This window comes from Tepiditoga spiralis, assembly GCF_014701195.1.
Taxonomy (GTDB): domain Bacteria; phylum Thermotogota; class Thermotogae; order Petrotogales; family Petrotogaceae; genus Tepiditoga; species Tepiditoga spiralis.
In genome coordinates this window covers 1,592,583-1,615,561 of sequence record NZ_AP018712.1, presented here as the reverse complement: position 1 = coordinate 1,615,561, position 22,979 = coordinate 1,592,583, and the positions used below count along the sequence as shown (strand labels likewise).

Sequence of the window (22,979 nt, the reverse complement as noted above, 5' to 3'; positions counted from 1 at the left end):
AAAAAGAATGTTTTTTTTATTTTCTCCAAGATAATTATTTCATATTAATTTAACTTTATGGTAAAATATATACAGGAATAATATTACTATTATATTACTATAAAGGTGGTAGAAAAAATGGATAAAAAAATTATTAAAGGAAACTTTATTTTTTCAAAAAATTTAAACAATCTATCTTTTTTAGAAAATACTCATTTGCTAATAAATGATGGAAAGATATTAGATATTTTTAAAGAAGTTCCAACTAAATATAAAAATTTAAATATACTTGATTTTAAAAACAAAATAATAATTCCACCATTTGTTGATCTACATTTACATGCTCCTCAATATGCTATGAGAGGACTTGGCATGGATAAAGAATTATTAGATTGGTTAAACACTTATACCTTTAAAGAAGAAAATAAATTTAAAGATATTGGATATGCAAAAAGAATATACAATGAGTTTGCAAAAGATCTAATAAAACACGGAACATTAAGAGCTGTCATTTTTGCAACAATTCATAAAAAAAGCACAGAAATATTATTTGAAGTATTAGAGAAATATGGACTTGAAACATATGTTGGAAAAGTAAACATGGATAGAAATTGTCCTGAATTTTTAAAAGAAAATACAGAAAAATCTCTAAAAGAAACCGAAGAATTAATTTTAAATTATAAAAATAACAAAAAATCAAAACCAATAATAACGCCTAGATTTGCTCCAACAAGTACACAAAAATTATTAAAAGGTCTCGGAGAATTAGCTATAAAGTATAATATTCCTATACAATCTCATCTCTCAGAAAACCAAAAAGAGGTAAAATGGGTTAAAGAATTATATAATCATAATTATTCTGAAGTTTATAATGAAAATAATTTATTTGGTCAAACGCCAACTTTAATGGCACATTGTATATACCTTACAAAAAAAGGAATTGAATTAATGAAAAATAACAGAGTAATTGCAGTCCATTGTCCTCAATCAAATGTAAACTTAGCAAGTGGTATAATGCCAGTTAGAACACTTTTAAACGAAGGATTAAATATAGGACTTGGAAGTGATATAGGAGCTGGTCATTCAATTGCGATAAAAAGAAGTATGGTAATGGCAATAGAACTTTCAAAATTAATTTATAAAGACAATAAAAATTTAAAACCTTTAAGTACAGAAGAAGTTTTTTTTATGGCTACAAAAGGATCAGATTTTTTTGGAAAAATAGGAGAATTTAATGTTGATTTTTCATTTGATGCATTAATTATAGACGATTCAAATCTTGGGACAACTGAATTAACATTAAAAGAACGTCTTCAAAGATTCATATATATTGGTGATGATAGAAATATTATAAAAAGATATTTAAATGGAAAAGAAATAAATTTTTAATTATATAAAAAACTCTGAAAAAAATAATTAATCTTAGATTAATTAATCGTATGTTTTATTTTATATGCATATATATATAATTTTTTATATTTTGTTAATTTTTATAGTAAATAAAAAATGTTTTTTAAATTAAATTTTACTTAAAATTAAATTTAATTTTACTTAAAACTTTTATTTTAACAATTTTTATTGTATAATTAATATGTGGTTTTAAAAACCATAAATATCAGTCTCGCTACATAACCCAACTTTTTCCACTTTAAAAACAAAAGTTTTTAAAGTGGACTTTTTTTTAAAGATTCAAATTTTAAAAATTAATTTTTTATTTACTTTAAATTAATTGACAAAATCAAAATTCAGAGTTATAATTAATATGTTAAACCTTTTTACTGAATAAATAACTATTCCTCTTTGGATATGTAATTTGTTTCAAGTAACAAAAGGTTTTTTTGTTTTTATTAATAGATTTTTTAAGTTGATCCATTTATTCTGTACCTTGTAAGTGAGTATTTTTAAACATGTCTTTTATTTTATGAGTTTAAGTAAAATGTTTTTTGTAATTTGTTTAACTAGTTTACAATGTATATGAAATAATCCAAAGAGGAAAGCGGAGCTTAAATGCTCCGCTTTTTTTATTAAGAAAATAATTCAATATTTAATTTTATTTTTTATAAAAAACACGACTTCTAAAAGAAATCGTGTTTTTATTATTCTTCATCAATTATGATAAAAATAATTCTATATCGTCTTCTACTTTTCCTATTCCTGCAATTCCAAAATTTTTAACTAAAACATTTGCAACGTTTGGTGATAAAAATGCTGGTAATGTTGGACCAAGATGTATATTTTTTACACCTAAGTATAATAATGCTAATAATACAATAACAGCTTTTTGTTCGTACCATGCAATATTGTATGCTATTGGTAATTCATTTATATCATTCAATTCAAAAATTTCTTTTAATTTAAGAGCTATAACTGCTAATGAATAAGAATCATTACATTGACCTGCATCAAGAACTCTTGGTATTCCTCCAATATCTCCAAGATTTAATTTATTGTATCTATATTTTGCACATCCTGCAGTCAATATTACTGTATCTTTTGGTAATTTTTCTGCAAATTCTGTATAGTAGCTTCTTGACTTCATTCTACCATCACAACCAGCCATTACAAAGAATTTTTTTATTGCGCCAGTTTTTACTGCATCTACAACTTTATCTGCAAGTGCTACAACTTGATTGTGTGCAAATCCTCCAACAATTTCACCTTTTTCTATTTCTACTGGTGGTTTACATTTTTTAGCCATTTCAATTATTTCGGAAAAATCTTTCATTTCCCCAGGTTCCCTATCTGGAATATGTTTTGACCCTGGATATCCAGCTGCACCTGTAGTAAACACCCTATCTGCATAAGAAGCATCTTTTTTAGGTGGAACTATACAATTTGTCGTGAATAAAATAGGGCCATTAAAAGTTTCAAACTCTTCCGTTTGTTTCCACCAAGCATTTCCATAATTTCCAACAAAGTGTTTATACTTTTTAAATGCAGGATAATAATGAGCTGGTAACATTTCACCATGTGTATAAACATCAATTCCAGTACCTTCTGTTTGTTTCAATAAGTCTTCTATATCTTTTAAATCATGACCACTTATTAAAATACCTGGGTTTGTTCCAACTCCTATATTTACTTTTGTAACTTCAGGATTTCCATAGGTTTCTGTATTTGCTTTATCAAGTAATGCCATAGCATTAACTCCATATTTACCAGTTTCAAGTGTAAGAGCAACTAATTCATCAACTGTTAATGTATCATCTGTTGTTTTTGCTAAAGCTTCTTGAACAAATTTATATAAATCTTTATCTTCAAATCCTAAATTAACTGCATGTTCTAAGTAAGCAGCAAGTCCTTTTAATCCATAAGTTATTAATTCTCTTAATGATCTTACGTCTTCATTTTCAGTTGCTAAAACACTAACTTCAGGAGAATAACTCTTTCTTTCAAATTCTTCTTCTTTTTCTGCATACCATGTTGCACAATCTGGTAAAGTACCTTCTATCTTACCACCAGCTGTTTCTAATTGCTTTTTTATTTCTTCTCTTAATTTTAATCCTTCTTTTACATAATCCACAAATCTTTGTTTATCAAAGTTTGCATTTGTAATTGTCATAAATAAGCCATTGTAAATAAATTTATTAACTTCTTCATTTTCAATACCTAATTCTCTTGCCTTTGTACTATATATTGAAATTCCTTTCATAACATACATTAATAAATCTTGCATATTTGCAACATCTTCGGTTTTACCACAAACTCCTCTTACTGTACAACCTTTATTTCCTGCTGTTTCTTGACATTGATAACAAAACATGCTCACTATTAAGCACCTCCTATATTTTTTATCCATTAATATTCTACTAAATTTATTTCATTTAATCCGTAACATATGTTACTCATCATATATTCTTTTTTCACCTTTTATTTCTTGAATTGGTTCAATATCTTGTGTTACTTCAACTGTACCCAAATATTCATTATTCTTATTTCTAACAGCAAAATATCTCAAATACACATATTTTTCTCCAACTCTTAGCCAAAAATCAGCCTTATCTTTTTTGCCTGTTTTAAAATCATTTACTATTTTATTTACTATTTCAACACTATTTGCAGGATGACAATTTTGTACTTTTCTTCCTATTATTGCTCTACTTCTAACAAAAATTCTATCTTTGGTTTCACTGAAATACTTTACCCTGTTATTTTTATCTACAAAAGTTATATCCATAGGCAATGTATTAAACATATTAATTAATTCTTCAATTGTAAACTCTCCACTAGGAAGTTTAATTTTATCATCTAAAACTCCACTTTCTTTTTCATCCTTTTTTTCAATTGCTTTTGGGAAATAACAAAAGTATCCAATTTCATCAAATTGATTTCTTATTTCTTTCCATTCTTCATCATTTATTAAATTTAATGCAGTTGGAAATAAAACAGAATGCTCTTTTTGTACATGATGAGTAAATAATTCATTTAAGTTTAAAGAAATTTCATATAAAGATTTCTTCGCATCTTCAAAATCTCTATTATCTTTAAGTTTTAATAATTTATTTCTAAAATTTCTAATTTGATTGTGTTCCTTCCACATTACCCTTGGAGGCTGTTCTATTCCATGTTTTTCAAGATACGCAAATAAAACATTCTCTTCTTTTAAAAAATATTTTTCTGCTGCTTCAATATTTTCTATATTTTTATTTAATTTCATAAAATCATCAAAAGCTTCTTTTATATTATTTTTTTTGTATACATTTTTTGATATTTCTCTAATTTTTTCTACTGTTTTTAAAATATAATCATGTTCTCTCATTAATATAAATATTGGATGATCTTTTTCAACTTCTATTTTTTCAACATTTGTAAAATCTTTAAATAAATCAAGATGTATATCACAAACAGATTGTATTTCATCAACTGTTATTCCATCTTTGTCAATCAACTCTTGTTCAACCTTTGCAATAACTTCTGGACTTAATGATTTTATAGTAGATTTTAATTCTTTTTTTAATTCTTCATTATCTTCATTCCCTAATCTTTTTATTAAATTTTTTAAGTATTCTTCATTATTAAAAAGTTCACTCATCTTTTCACCACCTTTTATTTCTAATTAATTATAACTTTTTTAGTAGATTTTATCTGTAACATATGTTACAATAATAATGGAGGTGATTTTTATGCATCCTTATTTAAATCAAATTTCTAAAATAAATTTATTTAAATCATTGAGTTTAGATACAATCGAACAACATATTTTTAAAGATTCAATTATAAAATCTTTTGAAAAAGGTGAAGTAATAAAAGGGCGTGGAGATTGTTTAAATCATATGATTGTTTTGTTATTTGGAAAGATTCAAACTGAAATAGTAGACTTTAATGGAAAAATTTTTGTAATAGAACAAATAAAAGCCCCATTTGTCCCTGCTATTGGTTTTATTTTTTCAAAAGTTTCTTTACCTATGGATATTATTGCCGTTGAAAAAACTACTATTTTATTTATAAAAAAAGAAGAAATTTTTTCTTTATTAATGAAAAACAAAGAGTTTTTAGAAATTTTTTTAGAAAATATAGGAAATAAAGTAAACTTTTTATCTAATAAATTACAAATTAACACTTTAAAAACTATAAGGGAGAAAATATTTTATTATTTAATTCAACTTTATAATCAACAGATGTCTGATAAAATAGTTCTACAAAATTCTTTAGAAGAATTATCTCAATTATTTGGAATAGCTCGACCATCTCTTTCAAGAGTTTTTTCAGATTTGGAAAAAGAAGGAATAATTTTAAAAAAGAAAAATGAAATAAAAATTTTAAATAAAGATTATATTTCTAATTTATTTGAAAATAAAAAATAAAATAATTTAATTATTAGAAATACTATTATCTTTAATAATAAAATATGTTTAATTAAAATACATTGATTTTAGTGCATAAAAAAATATCCCAGTTATTGGGATATTTTTTTATTTCAAGAAATTTTTTTTAATACTAATTTTTATTTTTTAAATATTGGAAGTCTCAAATCTAATATATATTCATCCTTACAATCAAATTCACCTGATAAGTCTTCTATCTTTTTATGTGATTCATAGTCTAATACATCCATATAGCACTTTCCATCTTCTCCTTCAGAAAATATTGATGGGTGGAACTCAAAGTTTTCTTCGTCTTCTTCAGTAATGTTATCCATATCAACATCATCATCGTGTAAAGATATTTCTGAAAGAACAGAATAAGAGTGTACTTTTGTAATGTTAGAAATTTCAGTTAAAAAATTTAAAAAATTATTTAATTCTTCATCATCATGAGCTTCAAATGGGAAGTATACAGGTACAATGACAGTATTTATATCATAATCTTTTAAATAATCTTCCATTTCTTCAGCATATTCCTCATCATTTTTCTTTATTAAATTTAAAAATGATCTTTTACTTTCTTCTGTAAATTCAATCCACATTAATATAACTGGATGTATATGATCATCATGTATAAAACCCTCTGAAATTGAATTTTTTACAAATGTATCATGAAAATTTTTATAGTCCATAAAACACCTCCAAAATTTTTTACTAAAATTATACCATTAAACTATGTATTAATTGCTACATTTTTAGTGAAAGTTTTTTAATAAAATTTTTGGAGTTCTTTTTATTCCCATTCAATTGTTGATGGTGGTTTACTTGTAATATCATAAACAACTCTTCCCACACCTTTAACTTCATTAGTAATTCTTCTTGATGCCTTATCTAAAACTTCAAAAGGTATTCTAGACCAATCTGCAGTCATACCTTCAACACTATCAACACTTCTCAAAGAAACTACATATTCATAGCTTCTTTCATCACCAACTACTCCAACAGTTTTAATAGGAGTTAATACTGCAAAAGCTTGCCAAACTTTATTATACCATCCAGTATCTCTCAAAGTTTCTATAAAAATATTATCCACTTTCTTTAATATTTCTAATTTCTCTTCTGTTATATCTTCAATTATTCTGATTGCAAGTCCTGGCCCTGGGAATGGATGTCTATATAAAATGTGCTTTGGTATTCCAAGAATTTCTCCAACATTTCTTACTTCATCTTTAAATAAATTTCTAAGAGGTTCTATAATTTCAAAATTAATATCTTCTGGAAGACCGCCAACATTGTGATGACTTTTTATTTTAGCAGTTTTTTTACCTGAAGCTGCACTTTCAATAACATCTGAATAAATAGTACCTTGAATTAAATATTTTGCATCGCTAAATTTTTTAGATTCTTCTTCAAAAACTCTTATAAACTCTTCACCTATTATTTTTCTCTTTTTTTCTGGTTCTGATACATTTTTTAACTTTGTTAAAAATCTCTCTCTTGCATTTACAACCGTTAAATCTAATCCCATTATTTCTTTAAATATACTTCTAACATCATTTTCTTCATTTAATCTTAGTAAAGCATGATCAACAAATACAGCTTTTAAGTTATTTCCAATAGCTTTATGCATAAGTACTGCTGCTACTGATGAATCAACCCCTCCTGAAAGTGCTATTATAGCTTTATCATTTCCTACTTTTTTTCTTATTTCTTCTATTTTTTGAGTTATAAAGTCTTGTAATGACCATGTATTAGAAATTCCACATATATTTACTACAAAATTTTCAATTATATTATTCCCAAATTCAGTATGTCTAACCTCTGGATGAAATTGTATTGCATAGTAATTTTCATACTCAAATGAAGCAATTATATTATTTGAAGTTTTTGCAATAATTTTTGCACCATTCGGAACTTCAACAACTGAATCTCCATGACTCATCCATGTGTTGAATTTTTTTGGTAAATTTTCAAATAGTTTTGAGTTGTTTTTTATTTCTATTTCAGTTCTTCCATATTCAGAAACTTTTTCTTTTTTTACTTTCCCATTAAAATATTTTGTAATTGATTGCATTCCATAACAAACACCTAACACTGGTTTTTTTAAGTCAAATACATAATTAGGTATTTGTGGCGCATCTTTTGCGTAAACACTATCTGGTCCTCCTGAAAGTATTATTCCTTCAATTTCTTTTAAATCAATTTTTTCATCAAACTGCACAACTTCTGAATAAACTCCTATTTCCCTAATTCTTCTTGCAAGTAATTGAGTATATTGAGAGCCAAAGTCTATTACTAATATTTTTTTCATAGAACTTCCTCCTTTTTGTTTTTTTAATTATAAATTATTTTTTAAATTGAAAGAATAAAAAGATATTGCTTTTATGTTAAAAATCAAATTTAAAATTAAAAAGCTATTTATTAAAAATATTTTTTATAAGAAATATTTTATACTAAAGTATTAAAAAAGTTTACAAATATCTTATAATAAAATCAAATTTGAAGTGTATAATAAAATCAGAACATAATGATTGGAGGTAAAATATGGAAATTCTAAAAACAATTACTAAAGAAATGAACTTAAATGAAAAGCAGGTAAAAAATACTATCGAACTTTTAAACGAAGGTAATACAGTTCCATTTATTAGTAGATATAGAAAAGAAGTTACCAATAACCTTGATGAAACACAAATAAGAAAAATAGAAGAATTATTTAAATACTACACTAATTTAGAAAAATATAAAGAAACCGTTTTAAAAAGTATTGAAGAACAAGGAAAGTTAACAGATTCATTGAAAGAAAAAATAATAAACACTTCAAAAATGAGCGAATTGGAAGACATCTACCTACCTTATAAAAAAAGAAAGAAAACAAATGCTGACAAAGCTATTGAAGCTGGTCTTGAACCTCTTGTAAATAAGATATTTCTTGAAAAAATTGATTTATCTATCTTTGAAAAATTTACTGTAGAAAATTATGAAACAGTTGAAAAAGTTAGAGAAGGAGTTAAATTCATAATTGGACAAATCTTTTCTCATGATACTGACATAAGAAAAAAATTAAGAATTTATTATGAAAAATATGGAAAAATACTTTCAAATAAAAAGAAAAAATTCAAAGAAGAAAAAACTAAATATGATATGTATGATAATTTTTCTCAAAATATAAAAGATATACAAAATTATAGAGTTTTAGCAATAAATCGTGGCGAATCTGAAGGTATTTTAAATATTAATTTAGAAGTAGAAAAAAATTATATTGAAAATCTTTTTAAAGAGTACTTAAAAGGTTACGAACCAAATGATAAAATAATAAGAGAAGGATTAGAATATGGCTTTAAAAACATGTTAAATCCTTCCATAGAAAAAGAAGTTAGGAACTCTTTAACTTCTAAAGCTGAAGAAAGTGCTATTGAATTATTCTCAAAAAATTTAGGGGAGCTATTATTGACTCCACCTTTGAAAAACAAAAGAATTTTAGCAATAGATCCGGGATTTAGAACAGGTTGTAAAGTTGTTGCTTTAGATGAATCTGGAAAATTTCTTGAATACAACACTATTTTCCCAGTTCCACCAAAAAATGATTTTATCGGTGCAGAAAAAACAGTTTTAAGTATGATAAAAAAACATGATTTAAATCTAATAGTTATTGGTAATGGAACAGCCTCAAGAGAAACACAGCAATTTATAGTTGACACAATAAAAAAACATAATTTAAAACTTAGATATTTATTTGCAAATGAAGCTGGTGCTTCAGTATATTCAGCCTCTAAAGTTGCTAAAGAAGAATTTCCAGATTTTGATGTTACAGTAAGAGGTGCAATAAGTATTGGAAGAAGAATTCAAGATCCTCTTGCAGAATTGGTTAAAATAGACCCAAAAGCAATAGGCGTTGGTCAATATCAACATGATGTAAACCAAAAATTATTAAAAGAAAAATTAGAAAACACTGTAGAAAGTGTAGTTAATAATGTTGGAGTAAATCTAAATACTGCTTCTCCTTCTTTGTTAAAGTATATATCAGGTATTTCTTCTACGGTTGCAAAAAATATTTTAAAATACAGAGAAGAAAATGGTGCTTATACTCAAAGAAAAGAACTATTAAAAGTAAAAGGATTTGGAAAAAAAGGGTTTGAACAAGCAGCTGGATTTTTAAGAATATTTGATGGAAAGAATCCTCTTGAAATTACAGGAATACATCCAGAAAGTTATGATGTTGCCAAAAATTTAATAAATGAAATTGGATATGAAGTTAAAGATATTTTAGATTCAACTAAAATTTCAAAGATAAGAAATAAACTTGATAATATAGATATAAAAGAATATTCAAAAAAGCTAAATATTGGTGAGTATACTTTAAATGATATAATAAAAGAATTAAAAAAACCAGGAAGAGATTTAAGAGATGATATGCCACAACCAATTCTCCAAGAAGATATATTAAAATTTGAAGATTTAAAAGAAGGAATGACTTTACAAGGTAAAATTACTAATATAACAGATTTTGGTGCATTCGTTGATCTTGGAATAAAAGAAAGTGGATTAATTCATAAATCTAAACTTTCAACAAAATTTGTAAAACACCCATCTGACATAGTTTCAATAAATGAAATAGTCAATGTGGAAATAATTGAAATAGACAAAGAATTAAAAAGAATTAAATTAAAAAAAATAGAAAAATAAATTGGGCTTAAAGCCCAATTTATTTTAAGTATTATAATTTTTTTTAAACCAATCAATTGTATCTTTTAAAGTTTTTTCTAAAGGCTGTGGAAAATAATTTAATTCATTTTTAGCATTTTCAAATGAAAATGTATAATTTCTTGAAATAGTATGCATTGTATATGGTGTAAATCTTGGGATTTTTTTAAATAATTTATAATAAAATGGAGAAAACCAACTAATTATATTAGTTAAACTTTTTGGTAAAAATACAGTTTTATAATCTAAGTTTTCTATTTTTTTTATCTCATTTACTAAATCATAAAAATTAATTTTGTGTCCTGAAAGTATATATACATTTCCATTTTTTCCTTTTTTCATAGCTTCTATTTCTCCATTAACTATATCTCTAACATCTACAAAGTCAAATGATCCATTAACACACATTTTCATTTTTTTATTCATTGTATCAAAAATCATACTTCCCATTTCTGATAATTTAAAATCATAAGGACCTATTACACCAGTTGGACATATTATTACAGCATTTAAACCTTTTTTTATTGCCTTTTGAACTTCAAGTGCTGCCACTGCCTTTGATTTCCCATATATACCAGATGTTTTTTTTGGATCAAAACATAAAGTTTCATCTATATTAGAACCTTTTACTGGTTCTTCAAGTGCATGAACTGAACTTGTATAAATTAATTTTGAAATACCCAATTCAAAACAAGCTTTTATAACATTTTTTGTACCATTTACATTCACATTAAATACTTTTTGTTTCATTCCAGGCATAATTGATATTATAGCAGCTAAATGAAATACTATGTCTGAACCTTTTAAAGCATTGTATATTTGTTCATAATTTGTCACATCTGCTTTTATTACTTCAACATCAACATCTTTTAATGATGGAGTATTATCAAAAGGAGCTGTTATAGCTCTTATCTTTTCTTCAGAATTAACTAATTTTCTTACCAATACATTTCCTATATGACCAGTTGCACCTGTGATAGAAATCACTTTTTTCATCTCCTTATTATTTTGTATTATAATATAATAAAGCTATTAAAAAATAAATAAATTTGGAGGTACTATGTTTGAATTAATTAAAAATAAAGATATTAAGTATTTTAAAATTACAGAATTTGAAACATATGGAATCAAAGCTATTTTTTCAACTAAGATAAGCGGTTTTAGTAATTATTCTAAAAATTCACTAAATTTAGGATTGAATACAAATGATTCATTTAAAAATGTTGAAAAAAATTTTTATAAATTTTTTAACTACAATAACATTGATATAAAAAATGTTGTACCAGCAGATCAAGTACATAAAGATAATATCGCTATTATAAATTCTTATCATAAAACATCTAACTTCTTATTTAATAAAAACAAAAAAAATACTGATGCAATAATAACAAATGAAAAAGATATTGTTTTAATTTCATTTTATGCAGATTGTGTACCATTATACTTTTGTGACAAAAAAAATAAAATAATTGGATTAGCTCATTCTGGTTGGAAAGGAACTATATTAGAAATTGGCAGAAAGGTTATTGAAAAAATGAATTATGCTTATAATTCAAACCCAAAAGACATTTTAGTTGGAATAGGGCCATCAATTGGTCCTAATAATTTTGAAGTTAGTTTGGATGTTGCAATAAAATTTAAAAAATATAAAACTGTAAAAAAAATAAAAAATAAATATTTTGTAGATTTATGGTTAACTAATTATATTATACTACAAAATGCTGGAATTTTAAAAAATAATATTATTATGTCAAATTTAGATACATACGAAAATAAAGAATTATTTTTTTCATATAGAAGAGATAAAGGAAATACAGGAAGAATGATTTCATGTATTTATTTTGATTAAAATTAAATACCTAAAAAAGATGTTTTTCAAACATCTTTTTTAGGTATTATTGTAGTATTACATTTTTTTACTTCATTATTGAACTTTTTTTCAAATAATTTTAAAGCTCTGTTTCCTGTACAATGGCATGGCATTATTGATTTTATGTTGAGTTTATTTAATTCTTCAATTACTTTATTTATTTTTGTACTATCTGCATCTTTTAAATGGAATCCACCTATTATTAATTTTATATCTTTTTTAAATTCTTTTATTGTGTCTGTTGCTATATTTACTATGCCTCTATGAGCACATCCAGTTATTAATATTAATCCTTCATTTGTATCAATAACTATATTTAATTCATCTTCAAAAAAATCTCTTATTTTTTTATTTTTTTCTATTACAAAAAAATCTTTTGACGGTTCTTCAAAATCATTTTTCATTTCTACTGGACCAAATACATATATGTCTTTTATTATTTGCATCTTTTTATTTTTTATTTTTATCAAATTTTTATAATTACTTAATTTAGTAAAGTCTATACCTTTAAATATATCTTTACTATATTTTTTTTGCATTGTTTTTTCATGTATATAAACTTTAAATTTACTTTCTTCTTTTAATAAATAGTTTATTCCACCTGCATGATCATAATGGCCATGGCTCAATACTATTGCATCAACTTCATTTAAATCTAAATTCAATTTTTTAGCATTTTTCATATAAACATCTGTATGACCTGTATCAAATAAAAGTTTTTTATTATCCTTTTCTATTAATATAGAAAAACCATGTTCTGAAAAAAAATCTTCATTTTTTTCATCATTACATAAAATTGTAAAATTCATTTTATCCCTTCTCTTTATATAAGTTTATAATTACTATTTGTATATGGCAAATTAAGATTATTCAATACTTTTTCAAGTAATATACCTTCTCTATGCGGATAATCAAATCCAAAACTTTCTTTTATGGCATTTTTTATAAATATAACAGCTCTATCAATTGCAACTGGTAAACTATCACCATTTAATATTCTTCCAGTAACTATACTTGAAAATATATCTCCTGTTCCTGGATAAAAAGCAGGAATTTGTTCAGAACTAATCATCCAAAATCTCTTATCATTTTTACTATATGCTATTACAGTATTTTTTTCTCTTTCAATCGGAATACTTGTTATAATTGCTATTTCTGGTCCTTCATTTGTTAATCTTATAAGCCAATTTTTTATCTCTTTTATTTCAATTTTTTCTTTATAAGTTTCATTTAAAAGGTAACAGGCTTCTGTAAAGTTAGGAGTTATTATGTTTGCTTTTTTTATCAGTTTTTTCATTTTTTCAACCATTGAATTGGACATTGTTTGATATAATTCTCCATTGTCTGCCATTACTGGATCTATAACAACTAATGTATTTTTAGTTTTAAATTTATCTATAAAGTCACTTATTATTTCTATTTGATTTTCAGATCCAAGAAAACCAGAATATATTCCATCAAACTTTAAATTTAGTGTTTTCCAATGCTTTATATATTCTTTCATTGAATCAGTTAAATCTACAAATGAAAAATCATTACCAAATCCATCAGTATGTGTTGATAAAATTGCAGTTGGAATTGGACATACTTGTATTCCAAGTGTTGATAATGTTGGAATTATCACTGTTAATGAACACCTTCCAAATCCCGAAAGATCATGTATAGCAGCTACCTTTTTTACTCCTGTCATTTTTATCTCCTTATTTTTTTTCTATTTTATTTTTTTGTGGTCTAACCGTTACTTGAGTAATTATGGAGTTTTGATTTAAAATAAAATTTATTATATTTGCTATTTCTTTTGGATCTATATAAAAGTTTTTATCTTCTACATATTTAAAATTTAAATTATTATAAAAATTAGTTTTTGTAATGTCTGGATTAATGCTAATAACTTTAACCCCATACTTTCTAACTTCTTCAAATAAGCTTTCAGAAAAATGCGTTAATCCAGCTTTAGTAGCAGAATAAGCAGCTCCTTTTGGTGCATTATGAAAAGCAGTTACCGATGAAACATTTATTATATATCCATTATTTTTTTTTAAACTTCTCAATAATAATTTTGACAAAATTATAGGTACTTTCAAATTTGTATCTATCATCTTTTCTAATTCTTTTATATTTAATTCTTCATGCATTCCAAATAATCCAAAACCTGCATTATTTATTAAAACCTTTATATTATTGTCTTTTTTTATTATTTTTTTTATTTCATTATTTAATAAATGAACATTTGTAATATCACATGTTATTTTTATAAAATTTTTATCTTCATATTCTATTTTTGAAAAATCTCTTCCAAATCCATATACTTTATAATTATTTTCAATTAATACTTTTGCAGTCTCAAAACCTATTCCACTAGATGCACCTGTCAAAATAACTGATTTCATATTTCAAATACCTTCTCTTTGTCTATATATTTGTTAAGTTCTTTTTTTACATAATTTATCATATAACTTTTTTCTTCTTTACTATATGTATAAACACCATTTATATTCTCATATGGATAGTACACTATAAAGTTATCAGAAGACTTTCTCATTCTTTTTAAATAATCTAAAGGCATTCTAAATACCCCTATGCTTAAATCTTTTATCTTATTTGCTGGTATTTTTTGAAATAAATATTCTATAAACTCAGAATATATTCTTTCAAACTCATCTATTTTTAAAATAGGATCAATAGATAATCTTGGTATCCATCCTTTATTTATTGCTTCATTTATTGATTCTATTCTCAAATCTAATGATGGAGTTTGTTTTTCAAATTTATCAATTATTTCTTGTGGTGATACAGTCCAGCCAAGTATTACATTTTGTTGAGGAACCATATCTTTTATACTTTTAAAATTTGAAGATTTTGTTCTTATTTCTAACTTAATGTCTTTATTTTTTGATGCAAATTCAATCCATTTTTTAGTAAAAGGATATATATTTTCAAAAGCCATAAGATCTGTGTCATATGATATACTAATATATGGGTTTTCTAATTTTTTTATTTTCTTGAAATAATCTTCAATATTAACAAATATAACTATATTAGCAGAAGTATACATTCCCCCTAAATAACAATATTTACAGTTATACACACAATTAAATATTGAAGATGTATAATAAAAGTTTTCATTATTAAAATCATGGCATACTTCTGCACCTTTGTATATTAAATTATTCTTTTTTACCGCCAATATCAATTTTGGAGATTTTTTTTGCATTATAAAGTTTTGTTTGTTTCTATTAAATATTTCTTTATAATTATTTATTAAAATTTTTGAAGCTTTATTAAATTTGTTTAATATATATTCAGTAATTTTATAATTGTAAGCTTCTTTTTCAATATATATATGAGAAAAATATTTATTTAAGTAGTTCTTGTTCAAGCTTTTCAAAAATTTTCTTCCTTTCAACTTTATTTTTAGGTATATCTATTAAATTTGGTAACTTAAAAATTTTTCCATTTTTTAATTTTGAATATTTAAATGTATTAATTATTTTTCTTTTTTGTGTAACTGAAAAATTTAAATCTTCGCATATTTTTTCTATATATATTTTTTCTTCTTTTGTAAAAATTTCTTTAATTTCAATGTTTTTTACTTTATCAATAAAGTTTTTAATTTTTTCTATATTCATTTCAATAAAATCTATAATTTCTTCTTTTGATATATCATCAGTTAGATGATCTGAAACAATCTTTAATAAAAATATTTTATGTTGTTCAAAAAAATTTATAGCTGCTTTATAAAAGCCAGAACTTTCCATATCAACCAAGTTTTCTTTTACTTCATTTTTTTCAGTTACAACTTTAGAAAAAGTTTCAATTGATCCTTCCTTAAATTCAGTACTTAACAACATATCTAAATAATATATTTTTTTACTGTCATGATCTAAAATTTTATTACATAAAAATATATCTCCATCTTTGTACTTTTTTAATTTTGTTCCACAGGTTCCTAAATTTATAATTATATCATTTTCTTTAGGTTTATACTTCATCAGTAATTTTGTTGTTTCAATTGCTGAATTTATTTTACCTATGCCTGTAATTATTAATCTTATATTTTCTCCTATATAGACATTATTTTCTTTTTTTAAATTAAAATTTTTTATTATTGGAAGTGCTTCTGAATACATTGCTATAACAATATATACCATATTTTTCTCCTTAATTAAAGATTGAATTTAAACTTTCTTTTTTTTCATTATTTCCTTTATAAGTTGCTATTACATCAACCGTATCATTTGAAAATAAAGATATAGTTATTTTTATTTCATTTTCATATTTGTGAAACATATCGTATTCTAACTTTTTATTATAATCAAAAATAAATTCAATTTTCCCTTCACTTTCTTTTATTTGAGATGATTTTATTACATAATATATTGCTAAGTTTTCTTTTTGACCTTCTGTATAATACTTAAGAATAGAACTTATAAGTCCTTCTTCATTTTGAGGATTTAAAAAATCTTTTTCTAATTCCTTAAGGGCATTATCTTCTTTTTTTACGTATTTATAAGTTAAAGCCAATACACTAACATCAAACATTAATCTTTTATTTTCATTAAATTTGATTTCTTTTAAAATTTCAGATAGTTTTTCCATTATTTTAATCATTTTTAAGTTTTCTTTTATTGTTTCAAAAATTAATTCTATGCTCTGTTCTAATAAAATTTCTGGTTCTTTTCCCATAGAAAATAAACTTTCAGATATTTCTAATATTTTATCAATATTTCCTGAATATATTGCATTTACAAAATCCAATACAAATGTTTCATCAAACAAACCTAATACGTTTATAGTATCTTCTAAAGTTATTTTATTATCAGAAAATTTCATTACTTGTTCAAGTAATGAAAGAGCATCTCTCATTCCACCTTTTGCTTTCTTTGATATTATATTAATCGCACTTTCTTCTATTTCTATACTTTCACTATTACTAACATATTTAATCATATTTTTAATATCTTCATATCCTATATTCTTAAAATTTATTAATTGAGATCTAGATATTATTGTTTCTGGAACCTTTTCAAGATTTGTAGTAGCCAAAATAAAAATAACGTGTTCTGGTGGTTCTTCTAAAGTTTTTAAAAGTGCATTAAAGGCTTCTCTTGTAAGCATATGAAATTCATCTATTATATAAACTTTATACTTTCCAGAAACAGGTCTGTAATTAGCAGAATCTCTTATTTGCCTTATTTCATCTATTCCTCTGTTCGATGCTGCATCTAATTCAATTACATCCATATAACTTCCTTCGTTTATAGATACACAATGAGAACATTTATTACACGGATTATATTCTTCTAAATTTTCACAATTTAAAACCTTTGCAAGTATTCTTGCAACACTTGTTTTACCTGTACCTCTTGGACCATTAAATATATAAGCATGAGATATTTCATTTTTTAATATTGCATTTTCAAAATACTTTTTTACATGTTTTTGTCCATAAATTTCATCAAAAGTTTTAGGTCTATATTTTCTATACAAACTCAAATTCATACTTTCACCTCAGTTGGAATTTCTTCAATTCCTATCTTTAACATTTCTTTTGATTTATTTTTTAATATATTAAAAATATTTTCATTATCATTTATCAAAATTTCAAAAACTACATAATCAGAAAAAGTTTGTTTTTTAATATTCCATCCATCATATCTTTTTAACATTCTTTCTATTTCTGAATACTTTGAATATTCAGCTTTAATTCTATATAGAGTCGATTTTTTATACTTTGCTATTTTAGAAGATATTATAGTTTTTTCTGCCGTTTCTGAATATGCATCTATTAATCCTCTTACTCCAAGTTTTATTCCACCAAAATATCTTGTTACTATAATTAAAATATTATTCAAATCATATTTTTCAATGCTTCCTAATATTGGTTTTCCTGCAGTTCCAGAAGGTTCACCATTATCTGAATAATTAAAGTTTTTTCCTATTTTATAAGCCCAACAATTATGAGTTGCATTTTTATATTTAAAAGAAATTTCTTTAATTTTTTCTTTTGCATCTATTTCAGATTTAACATAAAAACTATTACCTATAAACTCTGATCTTTTAATTTTATAAATAATTTCTATATTTTTTAATATTGATTTATACTCTATTAATTCATTTTCCATAAATCATTCCTCTTTCCACTTTTTTAATTTTGCAAAAAGTGTAACTTTACTTATACCCAGCATTTTAGCCGCTTGTGTTTTATTATTACCAATTTTTTTTAGTGTTTCTTCTATATAAATTTTTTCAACTTCTTCTAAATTTAACCCTAAAGGTATTTTTAAAAATTCTTTATTTTTATTTATATTTTTTAGTTTTACAGGTAACATATCACATGTTAAAATATTCCCATCAGAAAGTGCTACCATTGCATAAATAATATTCCTTAATTCTCTTATGTTTCCTGGCCATTCATAATTTACTAATGAATCTAAAACTTCTTTAGATATTTCTTTTACATTTGTTTCTAAATCTTCATTTGCATTCATAACAAAATAATTTGCTAATTCTGGTATATCTTCTTTCCTTTCTCTTAAAGGTGGAATAATTAATTCTATTACAGATATTCTAAAAAAAAGATCATCTCTAAATTGACCATTTTTTATCATTTCATCAAATTTTCTATTTGTTGCTGCAATTATTCTTATATCTACTTTTTTTGATTTTGTTGAACCTATTCTTTCTACTTCTTTAGTTTCAAGTACACGTAATAACTTTACTTGCATATTTTTAGGAAGATCCCCTATTTCATCCAAGAATAATGTTCCACCATCTGCCATTTCTATTTTACCTGGTTTAGCTGTATCAGCGCCTGTAAAAGAACCTTTTTCATATCCAAATAATTCACTCTCAAAAAGTTCTTCTGGTATAGCGCCACAATTTACCGCTACAAATTTTTTTCTTTTACTTAAATTGTGTATACTTCTTGCCAAAACTTCTTTTCCAGTTCCACTTTCTCCTAAAAGTAATACAGAAATATTTTTTTCTGCAATTTTTTTTATTTTAAGTTTTAAACTTCTAATTGCATTGCTATTTCCTATAATTTTATTAGAATTCTTTTTTTTATTCTCTACTTTTTCTTTTAAATCCAGCATCTTATATATGTTTTCTATAGATGTTCCTAATTTTATAAAATCTATTGGTTTTTCAAAAAAATCATATACACCCATTTTAGTAGCTCTAACTGCATCATCAATATCTCCATGTGCAGTTATTATTATTATTTCTTTTGTATATTGTTTTATATCTCCAATTAAATCAAATCCATAAATATCTGGTAATTTTAAATCTAGTAATATTATATCTGGAAAAAATTTTTTTGAAATATGCTTAGCTTTCATTCCGTTTTCAGCAATTTCAACTTCAATATCTTTGGATTCAATAAATTTTTTTAACATTGACCCTATTGAAATATCATCTTCAACTATAAGTATTTTTCTCATTTTTTTCACCCATTAATTTCGACTTTTATCAAAGTCATTTTTTCTACAATGCTTTTTATTTCAATATTACCATTATACATTACAATAAACTTTTCAATAAATATACTTCCCATACCACTTCCATTTTTTTTAGTTGTATAATATGGTTTTAAATAATTTTCTATTGTATATTTATCCATTCCTTTTCCATTATCATAAAATAATATTTTAATTTTGTCTTTTTTCTTTTTTATAAGTATTTTTATTTTAGGATTAAAATTTTTTATAATATATTTTTCATGTATTGAATCAATAGAATTTTGAATGAGATTTTTTAAAAATGAAGAAAACAAAGTCTTATTTACTTTTAAAATTTTTTCTTTCGTTACAAATTCAAAACATATATTTGAATAATTTTTTTTATATTCTCTTTCTATAACTTTAATAAAACTTTCTAAATCTATTTCTTCTAATTTCATTTTAATATTCTCTTCTTTAAATAATTCTATTGTACTTTTGGTGAACGTGTTTAAATTATCTATTTCTTTTCCCAAAGTTTCAAAACTTTCTTTGTCTTTAAACATTGAATACATTTGATATGCCATTTTAACTCTTGCAACAGGCGTTTTTAATCCATGAGAAATATCTCCTATTATTTCTCCCATTCTTGAAAAATTTTTAGATAGTTCAAGACTTTTTTTCATTTTTTTTATATCTGTTATGTCATCAAAAATTATAATTATATAATCTTCTTTTTTATTAACACTAACATTAAAATTCTTTCTCATTTTTTTAGAATACACTTCATATCTACCTGTTATTAAAGGAAATTTTATGTTTGATTGTTTTAAAATATCAAAGAATAACATACCTGGTTTAACATTTATAAAATGAAATAATTCATTAAATTTTTTATTTATACTTTCAACTCTCATTTCATTATTTATAAAAAGTATTCCAAAATTTATATTATTAAAAATTGTATTGAATCTACTATAATAATCTTTAAAATCATTTCTTTCTCTATCTATAATAGTTTTATATCCACCTATTAATTCTTCTAACTCCCTAAAAATACCACTATAAATTCTTCCATATTTTTTAGACGTTGCCCTGTTTATTATACTATATAATTTTTTTTCAACACTAAAATAAACTAAAATTTTAAAGAAAATATAAATAATTGGTAGATATATCATTTCCCACCAATCTTTAGAAATTAATATTATTATAAATAAGAATATAGTTGCAGATAAAGCAATTTCAAATGATATAGAAACTGCCAAACTCTTTTTTTTCATTTCTTTTCTACAATTCCTATAACATAATTACTTATAATAAGAGAAATTATTCCAAATAAAATTAATATCAAAAGTTCTAATTTTATGTCTTTCATTCCTAATCCAAGTATAGAAACTTTTCTCCAAGCATCTACTGCATATTTTATTGGAAAAGCATATGAAACATTTTTAACTATACTTGATGATGGTATGGGCAATAAAACATCACCAAAAACAATCATTGCTCCTGTTGTTACCGTTAATAAAAAAGCTGCTGATCTTTCATTTTTTACAAAAGATGAAATCAATATACCAAATGCTGTAAAAGCAAATACTGTTGATAATATTATTAATATAACATAAAATTCATTTCCTTGAGAAGCCACTCCAAATAATCTATACATATACCAAGATATAAAACTCGCAACAATACCCAACACAAGATATGCATTAAATTTTATGCCTATAAATTGATACGTTTTTAATCCATTTGCCCTATATATATCGAATAATCCACTTTCTTTTGTATGAGCAATTGAATTTCCAACACCTATCATAGAAAATAATAATACCATTATAACTGAAATTGTTGGTGCAAAAATTTCTTGAAATCCCAAATCAATTGAATTAGTTTTCTTAGTTGTTCCATCATTCAAATCTGGTACTAAAACTTCAAGTTTAGGTTTTTTTCTATTTTTATCTACTGTTATTCCACCTTTTAATAAAAACTCTGTTGTAGATCCACCTGCAATATCTGGAATACCTGAAAGTTCTTTAAATAAAGCATTAAACACCGTATAAATTGCCATACTATCTTGAAGTTTATCTGGATTTGGTATCAAATATAACTTTGTTTCTTTATAATCTTTTAAATTACCCATAAAACCTTTTGGGATTACTAAAATAGAATCAAATTCTTTTTCTCTTATAACTTCTTTTAATTGTGTTTTATTTTTTATTTCTTTAGCATTTTCCCATTTAAAGAATTGTTTTAAAAATAAAAATCCAAATCTTCCAAGAAATGAATTATCTTCGTTATATACTGCAACCTTGTAATTTTGTACAAGTTTTTCAGGATAAAATTCAGCACCAAGGTATGCAACTATTATTGGAAAAATAATCATTAATAAAAATATTCCACGATTTCTAAATATTTTTTTTATTTCAAACTTACTTATTTTTAATGTTTTTTTCATACATTTCCCCCATTTATATTTTCTTCTATAATTTTTACCAAATTTTCAATGATTTTTACATTTTCATAAAAACTATAGATTTCTTCTCCTGTTTGTATAGTCAATATATATGTATCTAAATATGGTTTATGTAAAGTTGTTATATCTTTAGAAGGTAAAAACATATCCCTTATTTTTGGAGCGTATCCATAATAATCTTGTTTTTTTTGCTTTTTATACATTCCATAATCATTAATTTCGTTATATTTAATAAATTTTTTAAATTCATTATTTTTAGCCATTTTCACATTAAAAGCTATACCTTCTTTTCCAATTCCTATTACTGCAGATTCAAAATGTTCTATATCTTCTTTTGCTTGAACTTGTCCATATCCAAAGTAACACATTTCAAACTCCCATTCTTTTAGATTGACTTTATTCTCTTTAAGAAAATTTTTTAAATTGTCTACAATTTTTAAATCTAAAGATCCTATAAAAAATAATATTGCTGTTATTAAAAGGTATACAAAAATTGCTGTATTAGAAATATTAAATAATGTACAAATTGTTTGAGATAATAATATTGAAATACTATACGATAAAAATTCTTTACTGCTACTTCTTTTAAATAAATTATAACCAATTATAAAAGTTATTAATGATACACCAAAAAACAACCAACCTTTTACAAAAAATTGCGTTAATGGAATAAGTCCAAGTATTATAGGTATAATTATATTCAACTC

The 22,979-nt window shown here is 23.9% G+C and carries 20 protein-coding genes; 4 read left to right on the top strand and 16 right to left on the bottom strand.

Translation table 11 applies throughout. From position 1 onward, the window contains the following. Positions 1-117 precede the first annotated feature (117 nt). Entirely contained in the window at positions 118-1,368 is a 1,251-nt protein-coding gene (locus tag IGS63_RS07520) for an amidohydrolase family protein (protein ID WP_190613806.1), read from the top strand. Between the two features lie 721 nt (positions 1,369-2,089). On the opposite strand, the gene hcp is transcribed toward IGS63_RS07520, so the two are convergent. Both hcp and IGS63_RS07510 read right to left on the bottom strand, forming a co-directional pair. Next, entirely contained in the window at positions 2,090-3,742 is a 1,653-nt protein-coding gene (gene hcp / locus IGS63_RS07515; RefSeq protein WP_190616140.1) for a hydroxylamine reductase, read from the bottom strand. Between the two features lie 78 nt (positions 3,743-3,820). Beyond that, positions 3,821-5,011, bottom strand: a complete 1,191-nt coding sequence (locus IGS63_RS07510) for a DUF438 domain-containing protein (protein WP_190613804.1) — start codon at positions 5,009-5,011, stop codon at positions 3,821-3,823. Positions 5,012-5,102: 91 nt separating this feature from the next. On the opposite strand from IGS63_RS07510, the gene IGS63_RS07505 reads away from it, so the two are divergent. Next, positions 5,103-5,783 (top strand): Crp/Fnr family transcriptional regulator, encoded by a 681-nt coding sequence (locus IGS63_RS07505; RefSeq protein ID WP_190613802.1) that lies wholly within the window; start codon positions 5,103-5,105, stop codon positions 5,781-5,783. Positions 5,784-5,923: 140 nt separating this feature from the next. Here the strand turns inward: IGS63_RS07505 and IGS63_RS07500 are convergent, their stop codons facing one another. Together IGS63_RS07500 and guaA are read right to left on the bottom strand one after the other, a co-directional pair. After that, entirely contained in the window at positions 5,924-6,475 is a 552-nt protein-coding gene (locus IGS63_RS07500) for a hypothetical protein (RefSeq protein ID WP_190613800.1), read from the bottom strand. 101 nt (positions 6,476-6,576) lie between these two features. Further along, positions 6,577-8,094, bottom strand: a complete 1,518-nt coding sequence (gene guaA, locus IGS63_RS07495; RefSeq protein ID WP_190613798.1) for a glutamine-hydrolyzing GMP synthase — start codon at positions 8,092-8,094, stop codon at positions 6,577-6,579. Between the two features lie 233 nt (positions 8,095-8,327). Between guaA and IGS63_RS07490 the strand changes: the two genes are divergently transcribed. Further along, entirely contained in the window at positions 8,328-10,466 is a 2,139-nt protein-coding gene (locus IGS63_RS07490; protein WP_190613797.1) for a Tex family protein, read from the top strand. Positions 10,467-10,490: 24 nt separating this feature from the next. Here IGS63_RS07490 and IGS63_RS07485 read toward each other — a convergent pair whose 3' ends face one another. Next, positions 10,491-11,471 (bottom strand): NAD-dependent epimerase/dehydratase family protein, encoded by a 981-nt coding sequence (locus IGS63_RS07485; RefSeq protein ID WP_190613795.1) that lies wholly within the window; start codon positions 11,469-11,471, stop codon positions 10,491-10,493. 73 nt (positions 11,472-11,544) lie between these two features. Between IGS63_RS07485 and pgeF the strand changes: the two genes are divergently transcribed. Beyond that, positions 11,545-12,333 (top strand): peptidoglycan editing factor PgeF, encoded by a 789-nt coding sequence (pgeF, locus tag IGS63_RS07480; RefSeq protein ID WP_190613793.1) that lies wholly within the window; start codon positions 11,545-11,547, stop codon positions 12,331-12,333. Positions 12,334-12,359: 26 nt separating this feature from the next. Here pgeF and IGS63_RS07475 read toward each other — a convergent pair whose 3' ends face one another. From IGS63_RS07475 to IGS63_RS07425, 11 genes are read right to left on the bottom strand one after another with little or no spacing between them, the layout of a single operon-like run. Further along, positions 12,360-13,163, bottom strand: a complete 804-nt coding sequence (locus IGS63_RS07475; RefSeq protein ID WP_190613791.1) for an MBL fold metallo-hydrolase — start codon at positions 13,161-13,163, stop codon at positions 12,360-12,362. Positions 13,164-13,177: 14 nt separating this feature from the next. After that, the gene (locus IGS63_RS07470) at positions 13,178-14,044 is read right to left on the bottom strand and encodes a pyridoxamine kinase (RefSeq protein ID WP_190613789.1); all 867 of its coding nucleotides are present in this window, start codon (positions 14,042-14,044) and stop codon (positions 13,178-13,180) included. A gap of 10 nt (positions 14,045-14,054) precedes the next feature. Then, complete coding sequence (locus IGS63_RS07465) at positions 14,055-14,744, bottom strand: SDR family oxidoreductase (RefSeq protein ID WP_190613788.1); 690 nt, start codon at positions 14,742-14,744, stop codon at positions 14,055-14,057. After that, positions 14,741-15,742, bottom strand: a complete 1,002-nt coding sequence (locus IGS63_RS07460; RefSeq protein WP_190613786.1) for an SPL family radical SAM protein — start codon at positions 15,740-15,742, stop codon at positions 14,741-14,743. The genes IGS63_RS07465 and IGS63_RS07460 overlap by 4 nt, the downstream gene beginning before the upstream one ends. Then, the gene (locus IGS63_RS07455) at positions 15,711-16,505 is read right to left on the bottom strand and encodes a 5'-methylthioadenosine/S-adenosylhomocysteine nucleosidase family protein (RefSeq protein ID WP_190613784.1); all 795 of its coding nucleotides are present in this window, start codon (positions 16,503-16,505) and stop codon (positions 15,711-15,713) included. The genes IGS63_RS07460 and IGS63_RS07455 overlap by 32 nt, the downstream gene beginning before the upstream one ends. A 10-nt stretch (positions 16,506-16,515) precedes the next feature. Next, entirely contained in the window at positions 16,516-17,856 is a 1,341-nt protein-coding gene (dnaX, locus tag IGS63_RS07450; RefSeq protein WP_190613782.1) for a DNA polymerase III subunit gamma/tau, read from the bottom strand. Beyond that, positions 17,853-18,479: an IMPACT family protein gene (locus IGS63_RS07445; protein ID WP_190613781.1), complete on the bottom strand. Its 627-nt coding sequence runs from the start codon at positions 18,477-18,479 to the stop codon at positions 17,853-17,855. The genes dnaX and IGS63_RS07445 overlap by 4 nt, the downstream gene beginning before the upstream one ends. Before the next feature lie 3 nt (positions 18,480-18,482). Continuing rightward, positions 18,483-19,799, bottom strand: coding sequence for a sigma-54-dependent transcriptional regulator (locus tag IGS63_RS07440; protein ID WP_190613779.1), 1,317 nt, complete (start codon positions 19,797-19,799; stop codon positions 18,483-18,485). A 5-nt stretch (positions 19,800-19,804) separates the two neighbouring features. Further along, positions 19,805-21,079, bottom strand: coding sequence for a PAS domain-containing sensor histidine kinase (locus IGS63_RS07435; RefSeq protein ID WP_190613777.1), 1,275 nt, complete (start codon positions 21,077-21,079; stop codon positions 19,805-19,807). After that, the gene (locus IGS63_RS07430) at positions 21,076-22,254 is read right to left on the bottom strand and encodes an ABC transporter permease (RefSeq protein WP_190613775.1); all 1,179 of its coding nucleotides are present in this window, start codon (positions 22,252-22,254) and stop codon (positions 21,076-21,078) included. The genes IGS63_RS07435 and IGS63_RS07430 overlap by 4 nt, the downstream gene beginning before the upstream one ends. Next, positions 22,251-22,976: a hypothetical protein gene (locus tag IGS63_RS07425; protein ID WP_190613774.1), complete on the bottom strand. Its 726-nt coding sequence runs from the start codon at positions 22,974-22,976 to the stop codon at positions 22,251-22,253. The genes IGS63_RS07430 and IGS63_RS07425 overlap by 4 nt, the downstream gene beginning before the upstream one ends. Positions 22,977-22,979: the final 3 nt, after the last annotated feature.